We start from the raw sequence: 24,053 nt of genomic DNA, 5'->3' as shown, positions 1-24,053 counted from the left end.
AGTGTGAATCAATCGCTACGCCGGGGAAGGGCCGAGATGACAAAGCAGACACCAGATCCCGCCGCCGGGGCCTCTCGATGGGAGGCGCCGGCGGCGGGTTCGTCGCGTGCGGCCACTGACCTTGCCAAGGCGGCCCAACAACTGCTCAACGGCGGATCCAAGCAGCTCGACACGGCCGCACTGCGTGATGCCCTGCTCGATCTGAACGAATTCTGGCTCACCACAAAGGCCACCGAGATCGGCATCACCCCCACCAGTGGCTTCGCCATCGTCGCCACCGGTGGTCTCGGTCGGGGAGAGCTGCTGCCGTACTCCGATCTCGATCTGACGCTGGTGCACGACAACATGCCACCTGACATCGTCAGCAATGTCGCCGAACTGCTCTGGTATCCCTTGTGGGACGCCAACATTCACCTCGACCATAGTGTCAGGACAGTGCCAGAGGCGCTGCAGGTCGCAGGCGAGGACATCTCGGCGGGCCTTGCCATGCTCGACGCCCGCCACATCGCGGGTGACTCCGACCTGTCGGCGCTGCTCGTCGGCGGGGCCCGCAGGCAGTGGCGCACCGGGATCGCTTCGCGCTTCGAAGAACTCGTCGATCACACCCAGTCGCGGTGGCAGCGCAGTGGTCAGATCGCCCACCGCGCCGAGCCCGACCTGAAGAACGGTCGCGGCGGACTTCGCGACGTTCAGCTGCTCAATGCGCTTGCAATCGCTCAACTTGCCGACGTGTACCCCAGCCGGTCGTTGGCATCGCCGACGGGCTCTCTCGGCGATGCTCACCTGGCGCTGCTCAACGTCCGCACCGAACTTCACCGGATCTCACACCGCGGCAGGGAGATGTTGCTCGCGCAGTACGCCGACGAGATCGGCGCCGCTTTGCGCATCGGTGACCGGTTCGACCTTGCCCGTATGCTCAGCGATGCCGCCCGCACGATCAGCTACTACGTCGACGCAGGCCTACGGACAGCGGGCAACGCGTTGCCCCGCCGCGGTTTCGCCGCACTTCGGCGTCCCATCCGCAGGCCGCTGGACGAGGGGGTGATCGAGTTCGGGGGAGAGGTCATCCTGGCAAGGGATGCCAGGCCCGAACGCGATCCTGGCCTCATCCTGCGCGTCGCCGCGGCCTCTGCCACCACCGGGCTTCCGATCGCGGCGTCCACGCTCGGTCGACTGTCCGAGGCGGCACCGGAGCTGCGCACGCCGTGGCCACGCCAGGCGCTGAAGGATCTGCTGGTGATGCTGGCCGCCGGGCCCGCGGCGGTGGCCACCGTCGAGGCCCTGGATCGAACCGGCCTGTGGGGCAGGCTCTTTCCCGAGTGGGGTGCGGTACGCGACCTGCCGCCCCGCGACGTCGTGCACATCTGGACGGTGGACCGGCACCTCGTCGAAACCGCATCGCGGGCAAGCGCATTCACCACTCGGGTGTCACGCCCCGATCTGCTGGTGCTCGGCGCACTCGTGCACGACATCGGCAAGGGCCGCGGCGGTGACCACAGCGTCATCGGCGCGGATCTCGCCACCCAGATCGGCACCCGGCTTGGCATGTGGCCGTCCGACGTCGAGGTGCTGTCCAAGATCGTGCGCTACCACCTCCTGCTACCGGAAACCGCGACCCGGCGAGATCTGCAGGACCCGAAGACCATTGAAGCGGTGGTCAACGCACTCGACGGCGATTCGGTCCTGCTGGAGTTGTTGCAGGTGCTCGCCGAGGCCGACTCGCTGGCCACCGGTCCAGGTGTGTGGGGCGACTGGAAGGCCTCCCTGATCGGGGACCTGGTGCGGCGGTGCCGACTGGTGATGGCGGGTGAGCCGTTGCCGCATCCCGATCCGATCGAGCCGCAGTATCTGGTTCTGGCCGCCGACGGCGGCGTGCACGTCGACCTGACCCCGGTCGACGCGCACGTCTACAACGTCACGATGATCGCCCCCGACCGTCGCGGACTGCTGTCCAAGGCGGCAGGCGTGCTCGCGCTGAACTCGCTGCGGGTGCATTCCGCGTCGGTCAACAGCCACGACGGGGTAGCGATCAACACGTTCGTCGTCTCACCGCACTTCGGCACGCCGCCCGCTGCCGAGCTGCTGCGCCAGCAGTTCATCCTCGCGCTCGACGGCGAACTCGACGTCATCGGATCCCTCGAACGGCGCGATCTCGAAGCGGCCGCAACGAACACTGCAAGGGCCGGCGAGATCCTCGCCGCGGTGCCCGTCAACGAGGCGGCCCCGCCACCGCGGATCCTTTGGTTCGAGGGCACCTCGCCGGGGGAGTACGTCGTGCAGATCCGCAGCACCGACCGCACCGGGCTGTTGGCGCGACTGTCCGCGGTCATCGAACGCGACGGCCTCGACATCGTCTGGGCCAAGGTCACCACGCTGGGATCGTCGGTCGACGACGTGTTCGGCCTCGTCGTGCCTGCGCTCACGACAGGCACTGGCACCGCCGACTACGCGGCGGCCCGTGAGGAACTCGAGCGGGAGATGTATGCGGTGCTACCCGCGCCGCCGCCCAAACCGGTGTCCGAAGCCAGCTGACCTTCAGGTCCGCAGGGCCATCACGATGCCTGCCATCGACAGGGCACGGCTGGCCCTGTCGATCGCGACGTTGCGCGATCCGTCGATGTGCGCCGTCAGGGCTTGCCTGCCCGCGATCAGGTCGCCATCGAGAATCCGCTCGGCGATCTGGATGTGCTCAGCGATCGTGGCCTGCATGCGGTCCTCGGTGAGGTAGTCGAACATCCGCACCGGACGGATCCGCACGTTGACCAGTTCGAGTGCGGCCACCAGGGCCTGATTGCCTGCCGAGGACAGCAGCTGGACGTGGAACCGTTCGTCCTCGGCGACGAAGCCGGCGTCGGGACTCGGGGACGAGGCGGCGAAGGCCTGCCAGCGGTCCAGCTCGGGACCGAGGACGTCGTGGTCGTGTGACCGGTCATCGTCCTCCTCGATGCGCACGATGCCGCGCAGTTCCACGGTGGTGCGGAGTTCGTAGAGGCCGTCCAGATCCTGCAGGCTCGGCCGGTAGGGATAGAGGCCGCGTTCCCGCCGCTCGACGAGGCCGTCGGCGAGTAATCGGGCCAGCGCTTCGCGAACGGGTGTCCTGGACACCCCGTATCGCTCCGCAAGGGCCATCTCCGAGAGCCGCTCGGCGGGCGGCAGCCCCCCGGACATGAGATCGTCGCGGAGCAAGACGAACACCCGGTCCGCGAGATCGCTCATGCCGCCTCTCCTGCCTTGCATCCAGGATCGTATACGAGGTGGTATCCGTCAGCCGGGCGAGCGACTTGCCCGCGCCGTCGGCCCAGCGGCACCCCGGTTAGGCTGGTCGCGTGTTTGAATCTCTGTCCGACCGGTTGACCGGAGCCCTGTCGGGACTCCGTGGCAAGGGGCGGCTGACCGACGCCGACATCGATGCGACCACCCGCGAGATCAGGCTCGCCCTGCTGGAGGCGGACGTCTCGCTTCCCGTGGTGCGCGAGTTCGTCTCCCGCATCAAGGAGCGCGCCAAGGGGGCTGAGGTCTCCGGCGCGCTGAACCCGGCGCAACAGGTCGTCAAGATCGTCAACGACGAGCTCGTCGGCATCCTCGGCGGCGAGACCCGCCAGCTGGCGTGGGCCAAGACGCCGCCGACGGTCATCATGCTGGCGGGCCTGCAGGGCTCCGGTAAGACGACGCTGGCCGGCAAGCTCGCCAAATGGCTCAAGGGGCAGGGCAATACGCCGTTGCTGGTGGCCTGCGACCTGCAGCGGCCCGGCGCGGTCAACCAGCTGCAGATCGTCGGTGAACGGGCAGGTGTCGCGGTGTTTGCGCCGCATCCCGGGGTGTCGCCGACCGGCGGCACCATCGCGGAGATGACGGCGGGCGATCCCGTCGCCGTTGCCGCAGCGGGCCTGGCCGAGGCCAAGGCCAAGCACTACGACGTGGTCATCGTCGACACCGCAGGCCGGCTGGGCATCGACGAAGAGTTGATGAGCCAGGCCGCCGCGATCCGCGACGCCGTCAATCCCGACGAAGTCATCTTCGTCCTCGACTCCATGATCGGCCAGGACGCCGTCACCACCGCGGAGGCGTTCCGCGAGGGCGTCGGCTTCACCGGCGTCGTGCTGACCAAGCTCGACGGTGACGCCCGCGGTGGCGCCGCGCTGTCGGTGCGCGAGGTCACCGGCGTGCCGATCCTGTTCGCGTCCACGGGCGAGAAGCTCGAGGACTTCGACGTCTTCCACCCCGACCGGATGGCAAGTCGCATCCTCGGCATGGGCGACGTGCTCAGCCTCATCGAGCAGGCCGAGCAGGTCTTCGACGCTGAGCAGGCCGAGGCCGCGGCGGCCAAGATCGGCTCCGGCGAGCTCACCCTCGAGGACTTCCTCGAGCAGATGCTGGCGATCCGCAAGATGGGGCCCATCGGCAACCTGCTCGGCATGCTGCCTGGCGCGGGACAGATGAAGGACGCGCTGGCCGCCGTCGACGACACCCAACTCGACCGCGTCCAGGCCATCATCCGTGGCATGACACCCGCCGAGCGGACCGACCCGAAGATCATCAACGCCTCCCGGCGGCTCCGCATCGCCAACGGCTCCGGCGTCAACGTCTCGGAGGTCAACCAACTCGTCGACCGATTCTTCGAAGCGCGCAAGATGATGTCGCAGATGGCCGGACAGATGGGAATGCCGTTCGGCCGCAAGAGTTCGAAGAGCAAGACTGCCAAGGGCAAGAACAAGCAGGCAGGCAAGAAGAAGGGCGGCCGCGGGCCGACGCCGCCGAGGGTGGCGAACCCGCTGGGTGTTGGCGGCGGCATGCCTGCCGGCTTCCCCGACCTGTCGAACATGCCGAAGGGACTCGACGAGCTGCCGCCCGGCCTTGCCGACTTCGATCTGTCCAAGCTGAAGTTCCCCGGCCAGAAGTAGCCGTTGCGCCTGCACGTGTTGGGCCGCGGGTTCCCCGATGGGGAGCGGGTGGAGTGGTGGGTGGTCAACGGTGCGCTGAGCGCGGAACCCGTCGCCGACGCCGAAACCGTCTTTGACGGTGGTTGGATCCTGCCCGGTCTGGTCGACGCGCATTGCCACGTCGGGCTCGGCGACCACGGCGCCATCGAGCTCGACGAGGCGATCGCTCAGGCCGAAGCCGAGCGTGACGTCGGCGCGCTCCTGCTGCGAGACGCCGGGTCACCGACGGACACCCGCAGCCTCGACGACCACGATGATCTTCCTCGCATCATCAGGGCGGGACGCCACCTGGCAAGGCCCAAGCGGTACAGCCCCGGTCTATCGCTCGACGTCGAGGACGAGTCGCAACTCCCCGAAGCGGTGGCGCAGCAGGCGAGGTTCGGCGACGGCTGGGTCAAGCTGGTCGGGGACTGGATCGACCGCAGCGTCGGCGATCTCGCGCCGCTGTGGTCCGACCGCGTGCTCAAGGACGCGATCGACGCCGCCCACGCCGAAGGCGCCAGGGTGACCGCGCACGTGTTCGGTGAGGACGCGATGCCCGGGCTCATCACCGCCGGAATCGACTGCATCGAGCACGGCACGGGCATCACCGACGACGTCATCACGCTGATGGTGGAACACGGCACGGCGCTGGTGCCCACCCTGATCAACACCAGGAACTTCCCCGGCATCGCCGACGCCGCGGGCAAGTACCCGACCTACGCCGCCCACATGCGCGACCTCTATGCGTCGTGCCCCCAACGGATGGCCGCGGCATGGGACGCCGGCATTGCGATCTATGCCGGGACCGACGCGGGCAGCATGGTCGCGCACGGCCGGATCGCCGACGAGGTCGACGCGCTCAAGGAGATCGGGATGAGCCCCACCGACGCGCTCGGTGCGGCCTGCTGGGACGCCCGACGATGGCTCGGCAGACCCTCGCTGGTGCATGGCGCGTCGGCCGACCTCGTCTGCTACGCCGAGGATCCCCGGACGGGAGCCGGCGTGCTGAACAATCCCGACCTGGTGATCCTGCGCGGAAAGGTCTACCGCTGAGATCGCCTCACGGCATGCCCTGTGTGACAACGGCATTCAGCGCAGCGACGGACTCCGGTCGGCCCGAGACCCGCGCCCCCGAGCCGCGCGTCCACGCCCACAGCGCAAGATCCACCACCGGCGCGGTGACGGTCGCCGTTGGCTCGCCCGCGGTGGCCCGGGTCGCCATCGGCCCACTGCCGTCGCCCCCGGGCGCGGTCCAGTTCCCGACCTCGACGAGCCATCGTTGGCCGGTGTCGCTGGCGACGAACTCCACGACGGACGTGGCTTGGTAGGTCGCAGCGTCGGGTTTCCAGCCCCACATCACGTCCACGCTGTGGTCGATGGCGCCGGCGGCCACGTCCTCGGCGATCGGGCTGACCGGCAGGCCCGCCGCCAACTCCGCGTCGACGCGGTGCATTGTCGCCTCATAGGTCTGCATGCGCCTGGTGAAGCCGACGGTCTGATCGGGTTCCCACCACGACCATTTCGGCTCGGCGTCGTCACGGCTGGCGAGCTCGCGCAGCAGGGCGGCCGTCGCCTGCTCACGAAGGGGAAGTGCGTCGGCCATGGCGGCCGGGCGTTCGGGTTTCGCGGCTTCGACCGCGGGGAGGTCGGTCTCGGAGCGGACGTCTCGCCCGAGGATTCCGGCCCAGAAGAAGTGCACCTCGGTGAGGTGCCACAACAGATCGGATGCGGTCCAGTCCGGACACGTAGTGCAGCGGCTGCCGGGGTCGATGCCTGCGAGTACGTCGGCGAGTCGGCGTGATTCGGAATCGATGATCGAGAGGCGGTCCATGGCCCCAGGATGCCAGCCGTTAGTAGACGTCCCGCAAGTATCGGTGGGATTTGATGAGGTCGTTGACGTAGGCGTGCGCGGCCGCGGCGTCCATCCCGCCGCAGCGGGCGACGATGTCGTGCAACGCCGCGTCGACGTCCTTGGCCATCCGCTCGGCGTCACCGCACACGTAGAGGTGTGCGCCGTCCTGAAGCCAGCCGAAGAGTTGCGCCGAGTTCTCCCACATACGTTGCTGGACATATACTTTGGGATCACCGTCGGCCCCGTCGCGGGAGAATGCCAGGTCGAGGCGGGTTAGGGTGCCGGACTGCACGAAGCCCTCGAGGTCGTCGCCGTAGAGGAAGTCGGTCGCCCGCCGCCGGTCGCCGAAGAACAGCCACGACGGGCCCGTTGCGCCGCTGGCCTGGCGTTCCTGCAGGAAGCCGCGGAACGGCACGATGCCCGTCCCTGGGCCGATCATGATGATCGGCACGTCGGGGGCGGGCAGGCGGAAGGTGTGGTTCGGTCGCAGGTGCACCCGGACCGCCTCGCAGCGGTCCGCAAGGAACGTCGAGGCCACTCCGCCGTGCCTGCGATCCCCGACGTGGTAGCGCACGTTCGCCACCGTCAGGTGCACGCGGTCGGGGTGGACCAGTGGGCTCGACGCGATGGAGTAGTCGCGGAACTGAAGCGGGCGTAGGGAGTCGAGGACTTCGTCGACGGTGAGGTCGGCCAGCCTGATCAGATCGAGGACGTCCTTGCCGTATGCCCACGCACCCGGCTCCGCGATGACGTGGTGGTCGGCGGCCAACGCCGCCGCTGCCTGCGCGTCGTTGGTTCGGGATGCCACCAACGCCTGCAGTGCCCGTGACGGCGTCCGGATTTCGAGGTCGCGGGTGAGTAGGACGCCGAGCGGGTCGGCGTGATCGGCGACGGCGTGATCGGGACCGACGCCGAACTCGGCCAGGATCTCCTCGACGAGGGCCGGATCGTTGGTGGCGTGTACCGCGATCGAATCGCCTGCCTGGTAGGCGATCCCGGAGCCGATGAGGTCCACCTCGTAGTGGCGGACCTCCTTGTCCGATGCCGGAGAGTTGAGCCGCCGGTTGACGGCCAGCCGGGCTTCGAAGGGATGAATGCGGTCGGGGCCCGAGTGCTCGGCGCGATCCACCGGATGAACGTCGCTTGCGGCCACGGCGACTGTTGCTGGGGGAGCGGTGTTCTCGGCAGCCAGCATCTTGACGACGTCGGTCGTCCACGCCGCGGCCTGCTGTTCGTAGTGGCCATCGATGTCGACGCGGTCGAGCAGCCGGGTGGCGCCCAGCGCTTCGAGGCGTTCGTCGAGCAGTTTGCCTGCGTTGCAGAAGAATTCGTACGAGGTGTCACCGAGGGCGAGCACCGCGAAATTCAGGTGCTCGAGCCTTTCGGTCGCGGCGCTGATGGCCTCCCAGAACAGCAGGGCGTTGTCGGGGAACTCGCCGTCACCGAACGTCGAGGTGACGACGACGAAGTGGGTCGCCGATTGCAGCTCGGCGAGTTCGATCTGGTTGAGCTCGATGGCCTCGGCGGAGATGCCGAGGTCGGCGACGGCCTCGGCGAACGACATGGCGGCGTCTTCGGCATTGCCCATGTCGGTGCCGTAGCCGACGATCAGTGAGAAGTCGGCTTGGCCAGTCACGATCGCTCCCCTCGGTGACGCGCGGGACCGGCCCCTGCGTGAATTTAGGGTGACCTTACTTGGTGGAGCGCGGCTGTGGGGGCGTCCCCTTTCGCGCGCCGTAACAACTCCCCGGTCGCTTCGCTCCTGCCCGCCGTAACAACTCCCCGGTCGCTTCGCTCCTGCCCGCCGTAACAACTCCCCGGTCGCTTCGCTCCTGCCCGCCGATACGCTCTCGGGCATGCCCGACCACCGCGCCCACTTCGACTTCGAGATCCGCTTCGCCAACTCCGGCGACCTGACCGGCACGGGGTTTCGGCTCGACGTGCCGTCGGCCAACCTCGACGAATCCACCGTGGGCAGGCTCCTAGTGCATCACCTGGGGCTCGCACTGGTCGAGAGCGTCGAACTCCGCGGGTTGCGGTTCGTCGAGGAACCGCACCGTGGAAGCCGCGGGATCGACAGGGCAGAGGGCCTTCGGGCGCCGTCGACGCACGTCGTCGACCTCAGCCACCCCATCCGCGCCGGCCTCGTCACCTACCCGGGGCTACCGGCGCCCGTGATCACGCCGCACCTGACCCGCGAGGACTCGCGTGCGAAGTACGCGGCGGGCACCGAGTTCGCGATGGACGTCATCACGATGATCGGCAACACGGGGACCTATCTCGACTCGCCGTTTCACCGGTACGCCGACGGCCGCGACCTGGCCGGGCTCGACCTCTCGACCCTGGTCGGTCTACGCGCCGAGGTCTTCCACTTGCAGGACGCATGGAACGCCGAGCGGCGGGGCATCCGCGCAGAGACCCTCGCCGACCGGGCCGTGGCCGGTGCCGCCGTGCTGCTGCACACCGGCTGGGACCGGCACTTCGGATCGGCCGAATACGGCGTCGGCGCACCGTTTCTCACCGCAGACGGCGCCCAGTACCTCATCGACGCGGGCGCGACGCTGGTCGGGATCGACTCGGTCAACATCGACGACACCGAGTCGGGAGGTGAACGCCCGGCGCACACACTGCTGCTCGGTGCGGGCGTGCACGTCGTCGAGCACCTCACCAATTTGGCTGACCTGCCGCCGTGGGGCGCGCGGTTCACCGCAGCTCCGCCCGCAGTCGAGGGCTTCGGCACCTTCCCGGTCCGCGCGTTCGCCGAGCTGCCCGCCGCTACTGGCTGAAGCCCCAGTCGAACAGCCCGATCGCCTGGTCGTAGAGATCGCCGCTGCCGTACATCTCGACCACCACCAGGCGGCGGCCATTGCGTTGCGCCGCACCGACATAGGTCTTGCGGGCCAGGTTGGTGAAGCCGGTCTTACCCGCGAAGTCGCCAGGATAGCGGCTGAGCAACTCGTTCTGGGCGGTGAGCATCTTCCCGGGGAACGATGCCGACTGCGACGAGAAGATCTGAGCGATCAACGGATACTTCAAGGCCTGGCGGTAGATCACCGCGAGGTCGTGCGGCGTGGTGACGGTTTCCCAGCCGGGTCCGTCGAGCCCGGACGGCGACGACGCCTTGGTGCTACGCGCACCGAGTTGGGCTGCCTTCGCATTCATCCTCGCGACGGCAACCGATTGACCGCCGAGCATGTCGGCCAGCATGTTGGCGGCGTCGTTGCCCGACACCATCAGCAGCGCCGCGAGCAGCTGGGTGGTGGTGTAGGGCTGACCCGGCGTCAGCCCCACACACGAGCACTCCACTTCGGTGTGCGATTTGTTGGCCCGCGCGAACGAGTTCGGGTTGATGTTGTCGAGAACGACCATCGCCAGGAGCACCTTGATCGTGCTCGCCGGAGCGTACGAGCCGTTGGGGTCCTTTGCGGCCAGTACCGCGCCGCTGTCGAGGTCGGCGACCAGCCAGGCCTGCGCGGGGCCGTCGGGCGGCGCGACGACCGCGCCTGCGGGCTGCACGTCGGGTTGCGCCGACGCGGCAGGCGCCGTCAACGCCGCAGTGACGACGAGCGCCGTCGCCGCGAATAGCCTCCGCACGGATTGCGAGCGTATGGCGGTCAGGACTCGCCAAGCGCGCGATCGGGTCTCCGTCGGGTATCGGGTTTACGGCCGCGTCGAGTTCTGCGTGGGGGTTGCTTTCGGTCGCGTGCCACGACCCGTGCGCAGAAGTCGGCGCAGAAGCCTCGCGCCTACAGCGAGCCGATGCTCACCGACCGGTCCTGCGCGAAACCCCAGTCCAACAGGCTCGTCGCCTGGTCCCAGTAGGTGGGGCCGCCCTCCGTGACGAGGCCGTACATCATGGCGACCAGCAGCCGTCGACCATCGCGCTGCGCTGCGCCGACGAATGTCTTGCGAGCGACGTCGGTGAACCCGGTCTTGCCACCGAGCATGCCCGGATAGCGGCCAAGCATCTCGTCCTGGTTGAGCAGCATCACCGGCCCGGCGTCCCCAGGGAACGGCGCAGACGGGGACGACGTGATCCCGGCGAAGACCGGATTGGCCAGTGCCGCACGGAAGATGACGGTCAGGTCGTGCGCGGTGGTGTACCCGTCGATGCCTGGCCCGTTCAGCCCCGACGGCGACCCCGCTTGGGTGTCGTTGGCACCGAGTGAGGCGGCCTTGGCGTTCATCTTCGCCACGGCGACGTCCCTGCCGCCAAGCATGTGCGCCAGGGTGTTGGCGGCGTCGTTGCCCGAGACCAAGAGCAGGCCGTCGAGGAGTTCCGTCATCGTGTACGTGCGGCCGGCCTTGACGCCTGCGCAGTTGCACTCCGTCGTGGCGTCGGCCTCGTCGGCGACCACGGTGGCATCCAGTGGCAGTTCGTCGAGGACGACCAGCGCCAACAGCGTCTTGATCGTGCTGGCTGGTGCGTGCCTGGCGTACTCGTCGCGCCCAGCGAGGATCTGGCCGGTGTCCATGTCTGCGACGATCCAGGCAGGCGCGGGACCCTCCGGAATCTCTGCCGTGCCTGCGGGCTGGACGTCGACGTCAGCCCCTGCGGAAGGCGAGGTGAGCAGTGTAGCGGTGAGCAGGGCGGCCCCAAGGGCGGCGGTCAGCGATCGTCTGAACATCGTCGCCGAGCCTAACGGTTGCACCTGGTGCCCATATCCTGTGCGCAGTCCCACCGGAATTGATCTTGGTGTTTGAGCAGCGTGCCGCGTGGTTACCCGCTGCACGAACCCCGGTGACCCAAAGGAGCTCGTATTCATGTGTGGCATCGCCGGAGAGATCGCTCGAGGGCGCCCGGCCAACCTCGCGGCCATCGAGGCGATGACGGCGGCCATGGAGTCCCGCGGCCCTGACAGCAGCGGTGTCTGGGCGCGCGGTGGAGTGGCCCTCGGACACCGGCGGCTGTCGATCATCGACCTGTCCACCCACGGCCACCAGCCCATGCACGACCCCGAACTCGGGCTCACCGTCGCATTCAACGGGTGCATCTACAACTACCCGGAGTTGCGCCGCCAACTGCTGGCCAAGGGCTACCGTTTCTTCTCCCACAGCGACACCGAGGTGATCCTCAAGGGCTACCGCGAATGGGGCGAGCGGGTGGTCGACCACCTCTTCGGGATGTTCGCCTTCGCCGTCACCGAACTCGACACCGGACGCGTGGTGCTGGCCAGGGACCGCCTCGGCGTCAAGCCGCTGTACTGGTGCGAGACCTCCGAGGGGCACGGCTGCAGCAGCCTGCGGTTCGCCTCGTCGCTGCCCGCCCTAGTGGCCGCCGGCGGAGTGGACACCGAGATCGACCCGGTGGCCCTGCATCACTACCTGACCTTCCACTCCGTCGTGCCCGCGCCGCACACCATCCTGCGCGGCGTTCACAAGCTGCCTCCCGGCACGATCATGCGCATCGAGCCGGACGGCAAGCGGACCGAGGAAACCTATTGGGAGCCGGTGTTCGAGCGGTCGGCGGAGCGGGCCAACTGGTCGGACTCGGAGTGGGAGGAGGCCGTCCTCGCCTCGCTGCGCACCGCGGTGGAGCGCCGGCTGGTCGCCGACGTGCCGGTGGGTTGCCTGCTGTCGGGCGGGCTGGACTCCAGCCTGATCGTCGGACTGCTCGCCGAGGCAGGCCAGCACGGCCTTGCGACCTTCTCGATCGGCTTCGAAGCCGCAGGGGGTGAGGAGGGCGACGAGTTCAAGTACTCCGACGTCATCGCCCGCGAGTACGGCACCGACCACCACCAGATCCGGATCGACACCGCCCGCATGCTGCCCTCGCTCGCGGGTGCGGTCGGGGCGATGAGCGAACCGATGGTGAGCCACGACTGCGTGGCGTTCTACCTGTTGTCCGAAGAGGTGAGCAAGCACGTCAAGGTGGTGCAGTCCGGTCAGGGCGCCGACGAGATCTTCGCCGGCTACCACTGGTACCCGCCGATGGCCCACGCAGGAGACGACAGCGTCGACGACGCCTTGGCGAGCTATCGGCGGGCGTTCTTCGACCGCGACCACGCCGCGGTGAACCGGCTGCTGCAACCGCGATGGCGGCTGGACGCCGACGTATCCGATCGATTCGTGTTCGAGCACTTCGCGCATCCGGGCGCCGCGACGGCCACCGACCGGGCGCTGCGGCTGGACACCACCGTGATGCTGGTCGACGACCCGGTGAAGCGGGTCGACAACATGACCATGGCGTGGGGCCTCGAGGGGCGCGTGCCGTTCCTCGACCACGAGTTGGTCGAACTGGCGGCCACCTGCCCGCCGCACCTGAAGACGGCGCACGGCGGCAAGGGCGTTTTGAAGGAGGCCGCGCGCCGGGTGATCCCCGACGCCGTCATCGACCGGCCCAAGGGGTACTTCCCTGTGCCTGCGCTCAAACACCTGGAAGGGCCGTACCTCGACCTGGTTCGGGACGCGCTGCACAGTGCTTCGGCACGCGATCGCGGACTGTTCGCGCCCGAGGCGGTCGACGGGCTGCTCGCGGAGCCCAACGGCAACCTCACGCCGCTGCGCGGGAACCCGCTCTGGCAGCTCGGCCTGCTCGAGCTGTGGCTCGCCCGCCACGTCGACGGGGTGGCGTCGTGATGGCCACGGAGGCCGTCGTCCAGGACCTCGGCTGGGGCAGGCTGGTGTTCGGCCAGACCTTCGACGACCCCGAGCAGTTCGGCACGGCCTTGCGTGCGGAGGCCAGCGGCCGTCGCGACATCGGGATGTACCTCGACGCACCGCACGTCTTCGTCGCCCTGCATCCGCAGGAGTTCTTCATCGACCCGAGCTTCACCTACCAGCTGCAATTCGCCGAGCCCGGCCAGTACCAGCCGCCGTCGGTGCCCGGGCTGTCGGTGCGACCGGTGAATTCCATCGAGGACTGCGCGGCCATCAACCAGATCTATGTGCAGTGCCGCATGGTGCCAGCCGACGTCGAGCTGATGTGGAACAACAGTCACTCCGAGCCGCACATGGTGTACCTGGTCGCCACGGACGACGAGACCGGCCAGCTGGTCGGCACCGTGACCGGGATCGACCACGCCCAGCTCTTCGGTGACGAGGACAACGGGTCAAGCCTGTGGTGCCTTGCGGTCGACCCGACGCTGTCCCGGCCGGGGGTGGGCGGACTGCTGGTGCGCTCGCTGATCGAGGAGTTCATACGGCGGGGACGCTCGCAGATGGATCTGTCGGTGCTGCACGACAACGAGGGCGCCATCGCGCTCTACGAGCGGATGGGGTTCGTCCGCGTCCCGACGCTCGGCATCAAGCGCAAGAACGCCATCAACGAGCGGCTCTTCGCACCCGTGATGGCCGAAGAAGAACTGGCCCAGCTGAACCCGTATGCCCGCATCATCGCCGACGAGGCGATCATGCGCGGCATCGCCGTCCAGGTGCTCGACGCCAAGGGCGGTTACCTCAAGCTCACCCACGGCGGCACCAGCGTCGTCACGCGGGAGTCGTTGTCCGAGTTGACCAATGCCGTCGCGATGAGCCGCTGCGACGACAAGCGCGTCGCCAGAAGGGTCGTCGCCGACGCAGGCATCAGCGTGCCGGAGGGCAGAACGGCGACCTTCACCGACGATGACCACGACTTCCTGCGCAAGGTCGGCTCGGTCGTAGTGAAACCGGCGCGCGGCGAGCAGGGCGCCGGAATCACCGTCGGGGTAACGCGGCCCGAGGACCTCGACCGCGCAATCGCCTTCGCCGCGGAGCACTGTCCCGACGTCCTGCTGGAACAACGATGCGAAGGTGAGGATCTGCGCATCGTGGTCATCGGCGGCAAGGTGATCGCCGCCGCGCTGCGCTGCCCGGCGGAGGTGGTCGGCAGCGGCCAGCACACCGTCCGCCAGCTCGTCGAGGCGCAGAGCCGACGGCGTGCGGCCGCCACCCACGGGGAGTCCACGATCCCGCTCGACGACGTCACCACCGACACCGTGCGCGAGGCGGGCTGGAGCATGGACGACGTCCTGCCGGCCAACGAGCGTCTCGTCGTACGGCGGACGGCGAACCTGCACACGGGAGGAACCATCCGCGACGTCACCGACGACCTGAACCCGAAACTGGCCAAGGTGGCCGTGGATGTCGCGGACGCCATCGGCATCCCGGTCACCGGCATCGACCTGATCGTGCCGTCGGTGTCAGGCGAGGAGTACGCGTTCATCGAGGCCAACGAGCGACCCGGCCTGGCGAATCACGAGCCACGGCCGACGGCGCAGGCGTTCGTGGATCTGCTCTTCCCGCGCACTGCAGCGACGCCATGGGCCTGGCAGCCCGACCCGGTGGAGCAGGCCTGACGGTCGATGGGCTCGCGGCGACCACTTCGAACCTTGGAAGGCAACCTTGACTGACCCTGTGACCACCGCCGCACGGATGCCGGAAGCGGACCGCAGCTGGATGATCGACACGCTGCTCTCGCTGCTGCAGACCCCGAGTCCCTCGGGGCGCACCGACGCGGTGATGCAGTTGATCGGCGGCATCCTCGACGAGCTCGGGGTGCCGTTCACGCTGACCCGCCGCGGCGCGCTCACGGCGGAACTGCCGGGGGAGTCGGCCACCACCGACCGCGCGATCGTCGTCCACGCCGACACCATCGGATGCATGGTGCGCGAGCTGAAGGACAACGGCCGACTCGAGCTGGTTCCGGTTGGCACCTTCTCGGCACGGTTCGCCGCCGGGGCCCGGGTGCGGATCTTCACCGACGACGTCGACGAGTTCTTCACGGGAACCGTCATGCCGCTCAAGGCTTCCGGGCACGCATATGGGGACGAGATCGACACGCAGCCGACTGATTGGGACCACGTCGAAGTCCGGATCGACCGCAACGTCTCGAGCCGCGAGGACCTCGTCGCCCTCGGGCTGAACATCGGCGACTTCGTGGCGTTCATCACCAGCCCCGAGCTCACCGAGGACGGCTTCATCGTCTCGAGACACCTCGACGGCAAGGCTGGGGTGGCGGTCGCGCTCGCCCTTGCGAAGACCGTCGCCGAACAGAAGATCGTGCTGCCTCACCGCACGACGATCATGATCACCATCACCGAGGAGGTCGGGCACGGCGCCAGCAGCGGACTGCCGCCGGACGTCGCCGAGCTGGTTTCGGTCGACAACGCCGTGTGCGCGCCGGGCCAGCATTCACTCGAGCACGGCGTGACCATCCCGATGGCCGACATGCACGGCCCGTTCGACTACCACTTGACGCGCAACCTGTTGCGTCTGGCCAAGGAGCACGGCATCGCGCATGCCCGCGACATCTTCCGGTTCTACCGCTCCGATGCGGCCGCGGCGATCGAGGCGGGCGCCAACACCCGCGCCGCTCTCATCGCCTTCGGGCTCGACGGCAGCCACGGCTGGGAACGGAGCCACCTGGATTCGCTGGAGGCGTGCTACTTGCTGTTGGAGAGCTGGCTAGGCACCACGCTGACGTTCGCGACGTGGGACGCCAAGCCCTCGGGCAAGCTTCGCGACTTCCCATCGTCGAAGCAGCCTGCACCCACTGAGCAGTGGGTGCCGCTGTCCCGCGGTGACTTCACCGAGCCTGGAGACGTTTCGCCAGGGGAGCATTGGCCGCCTGCAGAGGGTCCGCAGGCCTGACGTCCGGCCGGGAGACGGTCGTCACATCGGTGGGTGTTCAATCGATTCGTGCTGAGTCTGGAAGAGATCTCCGACCGTCTCGAGATCCAACAACTGCTGGTGGCCTATTCGACGGCGATCGACACGCGCCGGTTCGACGACCTCGACCAGGTGTTCACCTCCGACGCCTACATCGACTACCGGGCGATGGGCGGCATCGACGGCCAGTTTCCCGACGTGAAGAAGTGGCTGTCGGAGATACTGCCGAACTTCCCGGCGTACTCGCATCTGATCGGCAACTTCGACGTGAGAGTCACGCGTGACACCACCGGGGACACTGCAAAGTCGCGGATCCTCTGCTTCAACCCGATGGTCCTCGGCGACGATGGCCAGGTGCTGTTCTGCGGGCTCTGGTACGACGACGAGTTCGTTCGCACTGTCGACGGCTGGCGGATGACGCGCCGCGTCGAGACGAAGTGCTTCGACCGCATCGTCTGAACCGAGTCGTCTGAACCCTGGGATTTTCATCCATAGGGCCTGTTCTGGCACAATGGGCGGCTGTCTGACGTGCGACCCGGTTCGCCTTCGCGCGATGCGCTGCACGTCGGTCACACACGCAAGGCAAAACCGGACCCGGCATCCCGCCGGAGTCGCCTGAATTGCAAGCGTGGCAATCACAGGAGAAACGCAAGACCATGGCTGTCAAGATCAAGCTCGCCCGCTTCGGCAAGATCCGCAATCCCCAGTACCGCATCGCCGTCGCCGACGCGCGCAACCGCCGCGACGGACGCTCCATCGAGGTCCTCGGCCGGTACCACCCGAAGGAAGATCCCAGCGTCATCGAGATCAACTCGGAGCGCGCGCTGTACTGGCTCGGCGTCGGCGCCCAGCCCACCGAGGCCGTCCTCGCCCTGCTGAAGATCACCGGCGACTGGCAGAAGTTCAAGGGCCTGCCGGGGACCGAGGGCACGCTGAGGGTCGCGGAGCCCAAGACCAGCAAGCTGGACCTGTTCAACGCCGCGCTGGCCGCCGCCGACAACGCTCCGTCGGGCGATGCGACCACCGCCAAGAAGAAGAAGGCTCCGGCCAAGAAGGCCGACGACGCCGCAGCTGAGGCGCCTGCCGAGACCGCCGAGGCAGCACCCGCCGAGACCGCCGAGGCGCCCGCCGAGGCAGCACCCGCCGACGCCGCAGCCGAATGAGCACTGTCGTCGTCGACGCCGTCGAGCACCTGGTGCGCGGGATCGTCGACAACCCCGACGACGTTCGCGTCGACATGGTGACCAACCGCCGCGGACGCACTGTCGAGGTGCACGTTCACCCCGAGGACCTTGGCAAGGTCATCGGCCGCGGCGGTCGCACCGCCACTGCCCTGCGCACCCTGGTCGCAGGCATCGGCGGCCGTGGCATCCGCGTCGACGTGGTGGACACCGACCAGTAAATCGGTTCGGCGGGCAGTCCACGCAAGCGCGGCTCCATCGCAGCGACCCGGGAGTAGATATGGACCTCGTTGTCGGGCGGGTCGCCAAGGCACACGGCATCACCGGTGAAGTCGTCGTCGACGTCCGCACCGACGATCCTCACCTGCGATTCGCACCGGGTAAGACGTTGCGCGGCAGGCCCGGCCGAGGCGGTGGCCCTGAGCGCGACTACGTCGTCGAGACCGTCCGTGAGCATGCCGGCCGACTGCTGGTTCGCCTGACGGGGATTGCCGACCGAAACGGCGCCGATGCACTGCGGGGCACCCTGTTCCTCGTCGACGCCGCCGACCTCCCGCCGATCGACGACCCCGACGAGTTCTACGACCACCAGTTGGAGGGCCTGCGGGTGCGCACCGTCGCCGGTGTCGACGTCGGCGTGGTCGCCGAGGTGCTGCACACCGCGGCGGGGGAGTTGTTGTCGGTCAAGGCCGATGACGACGCCGAAGTGCTGGTGCCGTTCGTGAGTGCCATCGTGACGTCGGTGTCGCTGTCCGGCGGGATCGAGATCGAGCCGCCTGACGGCCTGCTCGATCTGGATTCGATCTAGGCGTTCGACCATGCGTATTGACGTCGTCACGATCTTCCCCGACTACCTCGAGCCGTTGCGACAGTCGCTGCCCGGCAAGGCGATCGACACGGGCATCGTCGAACTCGGCGTGCACGATCTGCGCCGCTGGACCAAGGACGTCCACCGCTCGGTCGACAACTCGCCCTACGGCGGCGGCCCCGGCATGGTCATGACGGCCCCGATATGGGGCGAGGCACTGGACGAGATCTGTTCGGAAGACACGCTTCTCGTCGTGCCAACGCCAGCGGGTCGACCGTTCACGCAGCTCGACGCCGAGCGCTGGACCGACGAGTCGCACCTAGTGTTCGCGTGCGGCCGTTACGAGGGGATCGACCAGCGGGTCGCTGACGACGCCGCCCGCCGCATGCGGGTCGAGGAGGTGTCGATCGGCGACTACGTGCTGCCCGGCGGTGAGTCCGCGGCCCTCGTCATGATCGAGGCGGTGGTTCGCCTTCTGCCCGACGTGCTGGGCAATCCCGTTTCGCACCAAGATGATTCACATTCGGACGGACTGCTGGAGGGGCCGAGCTACACCAGGCCGGTCAGCTGGCGCGGCCTCGACGTACCCGCGGTGCTGCTATCAGGCGATCACGCGAAGGTGGCTGCCTGGCGACACGAACAGTCAATGGCGCGCACGCGTGAACGACGCCCGGATCTGCTGGACCCGCAGGACCGCTAGATCGACCCGCCGGGGAACATCGTCTTCACGGCCTGGGTGATGGCCTGACGTGCGGCGGAGGCATCGCCCGTGGGCTGCAGGGAGCTGATCGCCATGACGTAGCGGCGGTCCGGTCCGATGACGCCGGTGGACAGGTGCATCCAGTCGGAGCCGATGCAGCACATCCAACCCTGTTTGACGGCAACGGGTTCGGCGTACAGCCCTTCGGGGATGCCGAACCGCTGCGGGTAGATCCCGCCGGGCACCATCCCGTCCGGCGCCGTCGGCGTCGATGCCGCCAGGTTGGACAGGATGATGCTGGCCTGCTCTGGCGGCAATCCGCCGGTGCCTGCCAACAGCATGTCGTAGTAGTGCACGAGGTCGGTCACCGTGCTGGTCGTGTTGAACCAGCGTCCGTTGTTCGGCGCATGCGTCGAACCCAACCCGTAGCGTGCGACGACCCGGTTGATGATCGCGCTGCCGCCGCTGCGATTCCAGAAGTTCTCGGCCGCGCTGTCATCCGACGCCCGCAGCATGACGTCGAGCGATGCCCGGTCGGCGGGCGTCAGCACCGTCTGGCCCTTGGACTCCTGCAGCAGCACGTCATCGGCGATGAACAGCTTCACCACCGAGGCGATGGCGATCGTGCCGACGTTGCCGTTTGTGATGAGCTGGCCGGTGTTCCGGTCGAGCACCGCAGAGCTGATCTCTGCGCCGGACTTGGCGGCCTCGGTCGTGGCCTGCGTCTCGCGACTTGCCAGCCCCGAGAACGCGGCGGCAGGCTCGTCCGGCGGGACCTCCGGCAGCGGGGCCATGCTGCCCAGCGGAGCGACGACGGTGAGCTGCGGACCGCCTGACCGCGAGGGAGGGGTGCCGTACACCTTGGCCTCGCAGCCTGCTACCACCGTCACGACGGCCGCCGTCATTGCGCTGACCATCAGCAGCGTCGACGGCCGCCGGTGCATGGCCCTCCTCGTGAAAGGGGTGTGACGAGACGTTCGGGATCTACGGTAGGACTGGCTGTTGCGACCCAGTCCAGTGGGGGCAACTGTAACCGCTCCGGGCTTGCTCTGCGCCCTCAGACGGCCGGGGTGTTGCGTGTGTTGTCGACGAGGTCGGAGGGTGGCCCGGACGACGCGATTTCGCCGCTAGGGCGCCATCTGGCACAATTGAGCAGTTGTCTGCGCACGTCGGGGATCGCGCCCAAGGTTTTTGGGCCTCCGTCTGCTGCGAGATGAACCCAAAGTACGAGACTTCGGCTCGGCCACCACGTCGCAATCATGACGGACTGCCCGCAGCCGCGAACAGCAAGGAAGTGTCACCGATGAACACGCTGGACTTCGTCGATCAGGCGTCGCTACGCGACGACATTCCGGCCTTCGGCCCCGGAGACACCATCAACGTGCACGTGAAGGTCATCGAGGGCTCCAAGGAGCGCATCCAGGTCTTCAAGGGTGTCGTGCTGCGCCGTCAGGGTGGCGGCGTGCGCGAGACGTTCACGGTGCGCAAGGAGAGCTACGGCGTTGGCGTCGAGCGCACGTTCCCGGTGCACTCGCCCACCATCGACCACATCGAGCTCGTCACCCGTGGTGACGTGCGCCGCGCGAAGCTGTACTACTTGCGCGAGCTGCGGGGCAAGAAGGCCAAGATCAAGGAGAAGCGCTGACGTCGCACCGGGGACGGGTGTGACCGTTGGGGCTCTTGCGCCGCGGCGGTAGACATCGCCCTGGCTACTCTGATGGCGTGACTGGATCCACCGACGCCACCGACGCTGCCGATACCGAAGACGCTGCCGATACCGAAGACGGCGTCGAGGACGCGACATCGGATCCGCCGGAACGCAAGCGCGGCGCGGTGCGTGAAGCCGCAATCCTGGTGACCATCGCGGTCGTCCTGTACTACGTGATGCTGACGTTCGTCGCCAGGCCCTATCTGATTCCGTCCGAGTCGATGGAACCGACGTTGCACGGCTGCACCGGCTGCGTCGGCGACCGGATCATGGTCGACAAGATGACCTACCGGTTCTCCTCGCCGGAACCCGGCGACGTGGTGGTGTTCAAGGGCCCGCCGTCGTGGAACATCGGCTACAAGTCGATCCGCTCCGACAACCCGGCCATCCGCTGGGTGCAGAACGTGTTGTCGTTCGTCGGTTTCGTTCCGCCCGACGAGAACGATCTGGTCAAGCGCGTGATCGCGACCGGCGGCCAGACCGTCGAATGCCGCGCCGCCACCGGACTCACCGTCGACGGCAAGAAGCTGCACGAGCCCTACCTCGACCCGACGACGATGATGGCCGACCCCGCCATCTACCCGTGCCTGGGCAACGAGTTCGGGCCCGTGAAGGTCCCCGACGGCCGGCTCTGGGTGATGGGCGACAACCGCACCCATTCCGCCGACTCGCGCGCACACTGCTCCAACCTGCCCGCCGACGCACAGCGCGGCCTGCTGTGCACCGGTGATCCCATGGCGGGCACCGTGCCGGTGGGCAACGTGATCGGCAAGGCGCGTTTCATTGCATGGCCGCCGTCGCGCTGGGGCGGCGTCAGCAGTGTGAATCCGCAGACCTCCCCGTAGGAGGGCGATGAGCCGCTTGCGCGAAGAGCAGAGGGCAGCGATGAGCCGCTTGCGCGAAGAGCAGAGGGCAGCGATGAGCTGCTTGCGCGAAGAGCAGAGGGCCTGAGCTTGCCGGCGACCTGGCCGCCCCGGGCGGTGATCCGGAAGTCCGGTGGGCTGCGCACGCTCGAATCCGCCCTGTACCGAGGCGGCCTCGGCCCGGTGGCCGGGGTCGACGAGGTCGGCCGCGGGGCGTGCGCCGGCCCGTTGGTGGTCGCGGCGTGCGTGCTCGGGCCCAACCGGCTCGAGAGCCTGGCCGCCCTCGACGACTCCAAGAAGCTCCAGGAGCGCGAACGGGAACGGCTGTTTCCACTGATCCGCCGCTACGCGCTGGCCTATCACGTGGTGTTCATCCCATCGACCGAGGTGGACCGCCGCGGCGTGCACGTCGCCAACATCGAGGGCATGCGAAGGGCCGTTGCCGGTCTGCCGGTGCGGCCGGGATACGTACTGAGCGACGGGTTCCGCGTGCCTGGCCTGCCGATGCCGTCGCTGCCGGTCGTGGGAGGGGATGCCGCCGCGGCCTGCATCGCCGCAGCGAGCGTGCTGGCCAAGGTCAGTCGCGACCGGCTGATGGTCGCGATGGAGGCCGACCACCCTGGCTACGGTTTCGCCGAGCACAAGGGCTACAGCACCCCGGCGCACACCGCCGCGCTGGCCGAACTGGGGCCGTGTAGCCAGCACCGCTACTCGTTCGTCAACGTGCGAAGGTTGGTCTCCGCGCCCTATAGGGTGCCCGACGCCGGGTCCGGCGGGGAGGCAGCGCAGCATGGCGAACTGGGTTGAGGAATGATGAACGCCACACCGACAGAAGGACCGCTGAACCGATGAGTGCCGAGGATCTCGAGAAGTACGAAACCGAGATGGAGCTCTCGCTGTACCGCGAATACAAGGACATCGTGGGGCAGTTCAGCTACGTCGTCGAGACCGAGCGACGCTTCTACCTCGCCAACAGTGTCGAGCTGGTGCCGCGCAACTCCGACGGCGAGGTCTATTTCGAACTGCGTCTCGCCGACGCCTGGGTGTGGGACATGTACCGGCCTGCCCGCTTCGTCAAACAGGTGCGGGTGATCACGTTCAAGGACGTCAACATCGAAGAGGTCGAGAAGCCCGAGCTGCGGCTGCCCGACTGACACGGTCACGCCAGCGTCAGCTGTAACCGTCGGTGACGGCGGACCATGATGCTCGGCAGCCACTGCGCCTCGGCCAGACCGAACCCGCTGGTGTTCGCCAGCAAGGTGCCAATCGCGATCCGGGCCTCCGTGCGGGCCAGCGCCGCCCCGACGCAGAAGTGCAGCCCCTTGCCGAACGCCAGGTGGGCCCGTGGCGATGGCCGGTCGAGTCGAAGCCGGTCCGGCTCGGTGAATGCCCCCTCGTCCCTGTTGGCGGCCCCCCAGAGCAGTAGCAGATGCGCGCCAGCGGGCAGGTCCGTGCCTGCGAGCACCGTGTCGGCGAGGACGTGACGGTGGTGTCCCCGGAACGGTGACTCCAGGCGCAGCGTCTCCTCCAGCAGCGCGGACATCAGCGCAGGATCTGCCCGCACGGCGACCTGGGTTTCGGGGTGGGTGGACAGCAGCCGTGCGGCGTTGCCGATCAGACCGGCGGTGGACTCGCCGCCCGCCCCGACCAGTTGCACGAGCATCAGCACCGCGACATGCGGTTCGACGTCGCCGCCGTTGGCCGCCGCGGCCAGATCACCGAGCAGGTCGCCGCCGGGGACACGCCGGGCGGCTTCGAAGGCGCCGTGCAGGTAGCCGGCCAGTTGGATCGCGGCATCGACGGCTTTGGGCAGCCGTCCCTCGGCTAGGACGCCGCCGAGCAGTTCGGTGCTGCCGTAGCCCCACTCGACGAGCCGGGGCACGTCGTCCTCGGGGAGTCCGATCAGCTTGGCCACCAACGTCATTGGCAGCCGGTCGCCCATCGCCGACATCCACTCGACGCCGCCGTCGAGCGCAGTCTCGGTCCACAGTCGCTGAGCGGTCTGCTCGATGAACGGCTCGAGTGCGCGGATCCGCTTGGCCACCAGTCCCGGCAGCACCAGCTTGCGTTCGTCGGCGTGGTGCGGGTCGTCGGCAGTGGCCAGCACGTGGCCTGCCGAGCCGGCGGTGTCCATGTCGAACACCGTGATGGCGTCACCCTGGTGCACGAGGGCGGCAGTGAGGTTCGAGGAGAAGTCGTCGACGCGTGCCGTCGCTTCGTGCACGGCATCCCAGGTGGAGACCAGGAAGAATTCGGTGCCAGGAATCCGATGCACCGGGCTGTGGCGGCGCAGTTCGGCGTAGAAGGGGTACGGGTCTTCTACCACGGCCGGGTCGAACAGCTCCGAAATAGCTTGCACCCCTTGAGTTTTAGCTGGTCAATCGGTGGTGTCAAGCGATTCGTGGAATTGAGAAACGCCCCGGCCCGCGCC

At 68.1% G+C, this 24,053-nt stretch carries 23 protein-coding genes; 16 read left to right on the top strand and 7 right to left on the bottom strand.

All coding sequences use genetic code 11. The annotated features are described in order from the left end of the window. The first annotated feature begins 36 nt into the window (after nucleotides 1–36). Nucleotides 37–2,532: a [protein-PII] uridylyltransferase gene (locus HNP02_RS23350; RefSeq protein ID WP_184442852.1), complete on the top strand. Its 2,496-nt coding sequence runs from the start codon at nucleotides 37–39 to the stop codon at nucleotides 2,530–2,532. A 3-nt stretch (nucleotides 2,533–2,535) separates the two neighbouring features. Here the strand turns inward: HNP02_RS23350 and HNP02_RS23345 are convergent, their stop codons facing one another. Next, nucleotides 2,536–3,216 (bottom strand): GntR family transcriptional regulator, encoded by a 681-nt coding sequence (locus HNP02_RS23345; RefSeq protein WP_184442851.1) that lies wholly within the window; start codon nucleotides 3,214–3,216, stop codon nucleotides 2,536–2,538. 110 nt (nucleotides 3,217–3,326) lie between these two features. Here HNP02_RS23345 and ffh point away from each other — a divergent pair, with 110 nt between their 5' ends. Next, complete coding sequence (gene ffh / locus HNP02_RS23340) at nucleotides 3,327–4,901, top strand: signal recognition particle protein (RefSeq protein ID WP_184442850.1); 1,575 nt, start codon at nucleotides 3,327–3,329, stop codon at nucleotides 4,899–4,901. Between the two features lie 3 nt (nucleotides 4,902–4,904). Then, on the top strand, nucleotides 4,905–5,975 hold the full coding sequence (locus HNP02_RS23335) for an amidohydrolase family protein (protein ID WP_184442849.1): 1,071 nt from the start codon (nucleotides 4,905–4,907) through the stop codon (nucleotides 5,973–5,975). A gap of 7 nt (nucleotides 5,976–5,982) precedes the next feature. On the opposite strand, the gene HNP02_RS23330 is transcribed toward HNP02_RS23335, so the two are convergent. Together HNP02_RS23330 and HNP02_RS23325 are read right to left on the bottom strand one after the other, a co-directional pair. Further along, nucleotides 5,983–6,753: a maleylpyruvate isomerase family mycothiol-dependent enzyme gene (locus HNP02_RS23330; protein WP_184442848.1), complete on the bottom strand. Its 771-nt coding sequence runs from the start codon at nucleotides 6,751–6,753 to the stop codon at nucleotides 5,983–5,985. 19 nt (nucleotides 6,754–6,772) lie between these two features. Beyond that, a complete protein-coding gene (locus HNP02_RS23325) occupies nucleotides 6,773–8,410 on the bottom strand; it encodes a sulfite reductase flavoprotein subunit alpha (protein WP_184442847.1) in 1,638 nt (545 codons plus the stop codon). A gap of 220 nt (nucleotides 8,411–8,630) precedes the next feature. On the opposite strand from HNP02_RS23325, the gene HNP02_RS23320 reads away from it, so the two are divergent. Next, nucleotides 8,631–9,560, top strand: coding sequence for a cyclase family protein (locus tag HNP02_RS23320; RefSeq protein ID WP_184442846.1), 930 nt, complete (start codon nucleotides 8,631–8,633; stop codon nucleotides 9,558–9,560). On the opposite strand, the gene HNP02_RS23315 is transcribed toward HNP02_RS23320, so the two are convergent. Continuing rightward, a complete protein-coding gene (locus HNP02_RS23315; RefSeq protein WP_184442845.1) occupies nucleotides 9,550–10,368 on the bottom strand; it encodes a D-alanyl-D-alanine carboxypeptidase family protein in 819 nt (272 codons plus the stop codon). The genes HNP02_RS23320 and HNP02_RS23315 overlap by 11 nt on opposite strands. A gap of 152 nt (nucleotides 10,369–10,520) precedes the next feature. Continuing rightward, complete coding sequence (locus tag HNP02_RS23310; protein WP_184442844.1) at nucleotides 10,521–11,402, bottom strand: D-alanyl-D-alanine carboxypeptidase family protein; 882 nt, start codon at nucleotides 11,400–11,402, stop codon at nucleotides 10,521–10,523. A 136-nt stretch (nucleotides 11,403–11,538) separates the two neighbouring features. Here HNP02_RS23310 and HNP02_RS23305 point away from each other — a divergent pair, with 136 nt between their 5' ends. From HNP02_RS23305 to trmD, 8 genes are all read left to right on the top strand, one after another. Continuing rightward, complete coding sequence (locus tag HNP02_RS23305; RefSeq protein ID WP_184442843.1) at nucleotides 11,539–13,353, top strand: N-acetylglutaminylglutamine amidotransferase; 1,815 nt, start codon at nucleotides 11,539–11,541, stop codon at nucleotides 13,351–13,353. Next, the gene (gene ngg, locus HNP02_RS23300) at nucleotides 13,353–15,050 is read left to right on the top strand and encodes an N-acetylglutaminylglutamine synthetase (protein ID WP_184443001.1); all 1,698 of its coding nucleotides are present in this window, start codon (nucleotides 13,353–13,355) and stop codon (nucleotides 15,048–15,050) included. The genes HNP02_RS23305 and ngg overlap by 1 nt, the downstream gene beginning before the upstream one ends. A 76-nt stretch (nucleotides 15,051–15,126) precedes the next feature. After that, complete coding sequence (locus HNP02_RS23295) at nucleotides 15,127–16,344, top strand: osmoprotectant NAGGN system M42 family peptidase (protein WP_184443000.1); 1,218 nt, start codon at nucleotides 15,127–15,129, stop codon at nucleotides 16,342–16,344. Nucleotides 16,345–16,392: 48 nt separating this feature from the next. Further along, nucleotides 16,393–16,821: a nuclear transport factor 2 family protein gene (locus HNP02_RS23290; protein WP_184442842.1), complete on the top strand. Its 429-nt coding sequence runs from the start codon at nucleotides 16,393–16,395 to the stop codon at nucleotides 16,819–16,821. Between the two features lie 197 nt (nucleotides 16,822–17,018). Next, nucleotides 17,019–17,525, top strand: coding sequence for a 30S ribosomal protein S16 (gene rpsP / locus HNP02_RS23285; protein ID WP_184442841.1), 507 nt, complete (start codon nucleotides 17,019–17,021; stop codon nucleotides 17,523–17,525). Beyond that, the gene (locus HNP02_RS23280; RefSeq protein ID WP_140687820.1) at nucleotides 17,522–17,764 is read left to right on the top strand and encodes an RNA-binding protein; all 243 of its coding nucleotides are present in this window, start codon (nucleotides 17,522–17,524) and stop codon (nucleotides 17,762–17,764) included. The genes rpsP and HNP02_RS23280 overlap by 4 nt, the downstream gene beginning before the upstream one ends. Nucleotides 17,765–17,823: 59 nt before the next feature. After that, nucleotides 17,824–18,351: a ribosome maturation factor RimM gene (rimM, locus tag HNP02_RS23275; RefSeq protein WP_184442840.1), complete on the top strand. Its 528-nt coding sequence runs from the start codon at nucleotides 17,824–17,826 to the stop codon at nucleotides 18,349–18,351. Between the two features lie 10 nt (nucleotides 18,352–18,361). Then, the gene (gene trmD, locus HNP02_RS23270) at nucleotides 18,362–19,051 is read left to right on the top strand and encodes a tRNA (guanosine(37)-N1)-methyltransferase TrmD (RefSeq protein WP_184442839.1); all 690 of its coding nucleotides are present in this window, start codon (nucleotides 18,362–18,364) and stop codon (nucleotides 19,049–19,051) included. Here the strand turns inward: trmD and HNP02_RS23265 are convergent. Beyond that, nucleotides 19,048–19,995 carry a hypothetical protein gene (locus tag HNP02_RS23265; protein ID WP_184442838.1) on the bottom strand — a complete coding sequence of 316 codons (948 nt, stop codon included), beginning with the start codon at nucleotides 19,993–19,995 and terminating at the stop codon, nucleotides 19,048–19,050. The two genes, trmD and HNP02_RS23265, sit on opposite strands and share 4 nt — an antisense overlap. 359 nt (nucleotides 19,996–20,354) lie before the next feature. On the opposite strand from HNP02_RS23265, the gene rplS reads away from it, so the two are divergent. From rplS to HNP02_RS23245, 4 genes are all read left to right on the top strand, one after another. Beyond that, entirely contained in the window at nucleotides 20,355–20,696 is a 342-nt protein-coding gene (gene rplS / locus HNP02_RS23260; protein WP_184442837.1) for a 50S ribosomal protein L19, read from the top strand. A gap of 77 nt (nucleotides 20,697–20,773) precedes the next feature. Beyond that, nucleotides 20,774–21,604 (top strand): signal peptidase I, encoded by an 831-nt coding sequence (gene lepB, locus HNP02_RS23255; protein ID WP_184442836.1) that lies wholly within the window; start codon nucleotides 20,774–20,776, stop codon nucleotides 21,602–21,604. 108 nt (nucleotides 21,605–21,712) lie between these two features. Further along, on the top strand, nucleotides 21,713–22,429 hold the full coding sequence (locus HNP02_RS23250) for a ribonuclease HII (protein ID WP_255506839.1): 717 nt from the start codon (nucleotides 21,713–21,715) through the stop codon (nucleotides 22,427–22,429). Nucleotides 22,430–22,470: 41 nt separating this feature from the next. Continuing rightward, entirely contained in the window at nucleotides 22,471–22,776 is a 306-nt protein-coding gene (locus tag HNP02_RS23245) for a DUF2469 domain-containing protein (RefSeq protein WP_102142913.1), read from the top strand. 5 nt (nucleotides 22,777–22,781) lie between these two features. On the opposite strand, the gene HNP02_RS23240 is transcribed toward HNP02_RS23245, so the two are convergent. Continuing rightward, on the bottom strand, nucleotides 22,782–23,981 hold the full coding sequence (locus HNP02_RS23240; protein ID WP_184442835.1) for a cytochrome P450: 1,200 nt from the start codon (nucleotides 23,979–23,981) through the stop codon (nucleotides 22,782–22,784). Nucleotides 23,982–24,053 lie beyond the last annotated feature (72 nt).

The organism is Mycobacterium sp. AZCC_0083, assembly GCF_014202335.1.
GTDB lineage: Bacteria > Actinomycetota > Actinomycetes > Mycobacteriales > Mycobacteriaceae > Mycobacterium.
Note: the sequence above shows the minus strand (reverse complement) of the source record. Positions and strands in the feature narration are given on the sequence as shown.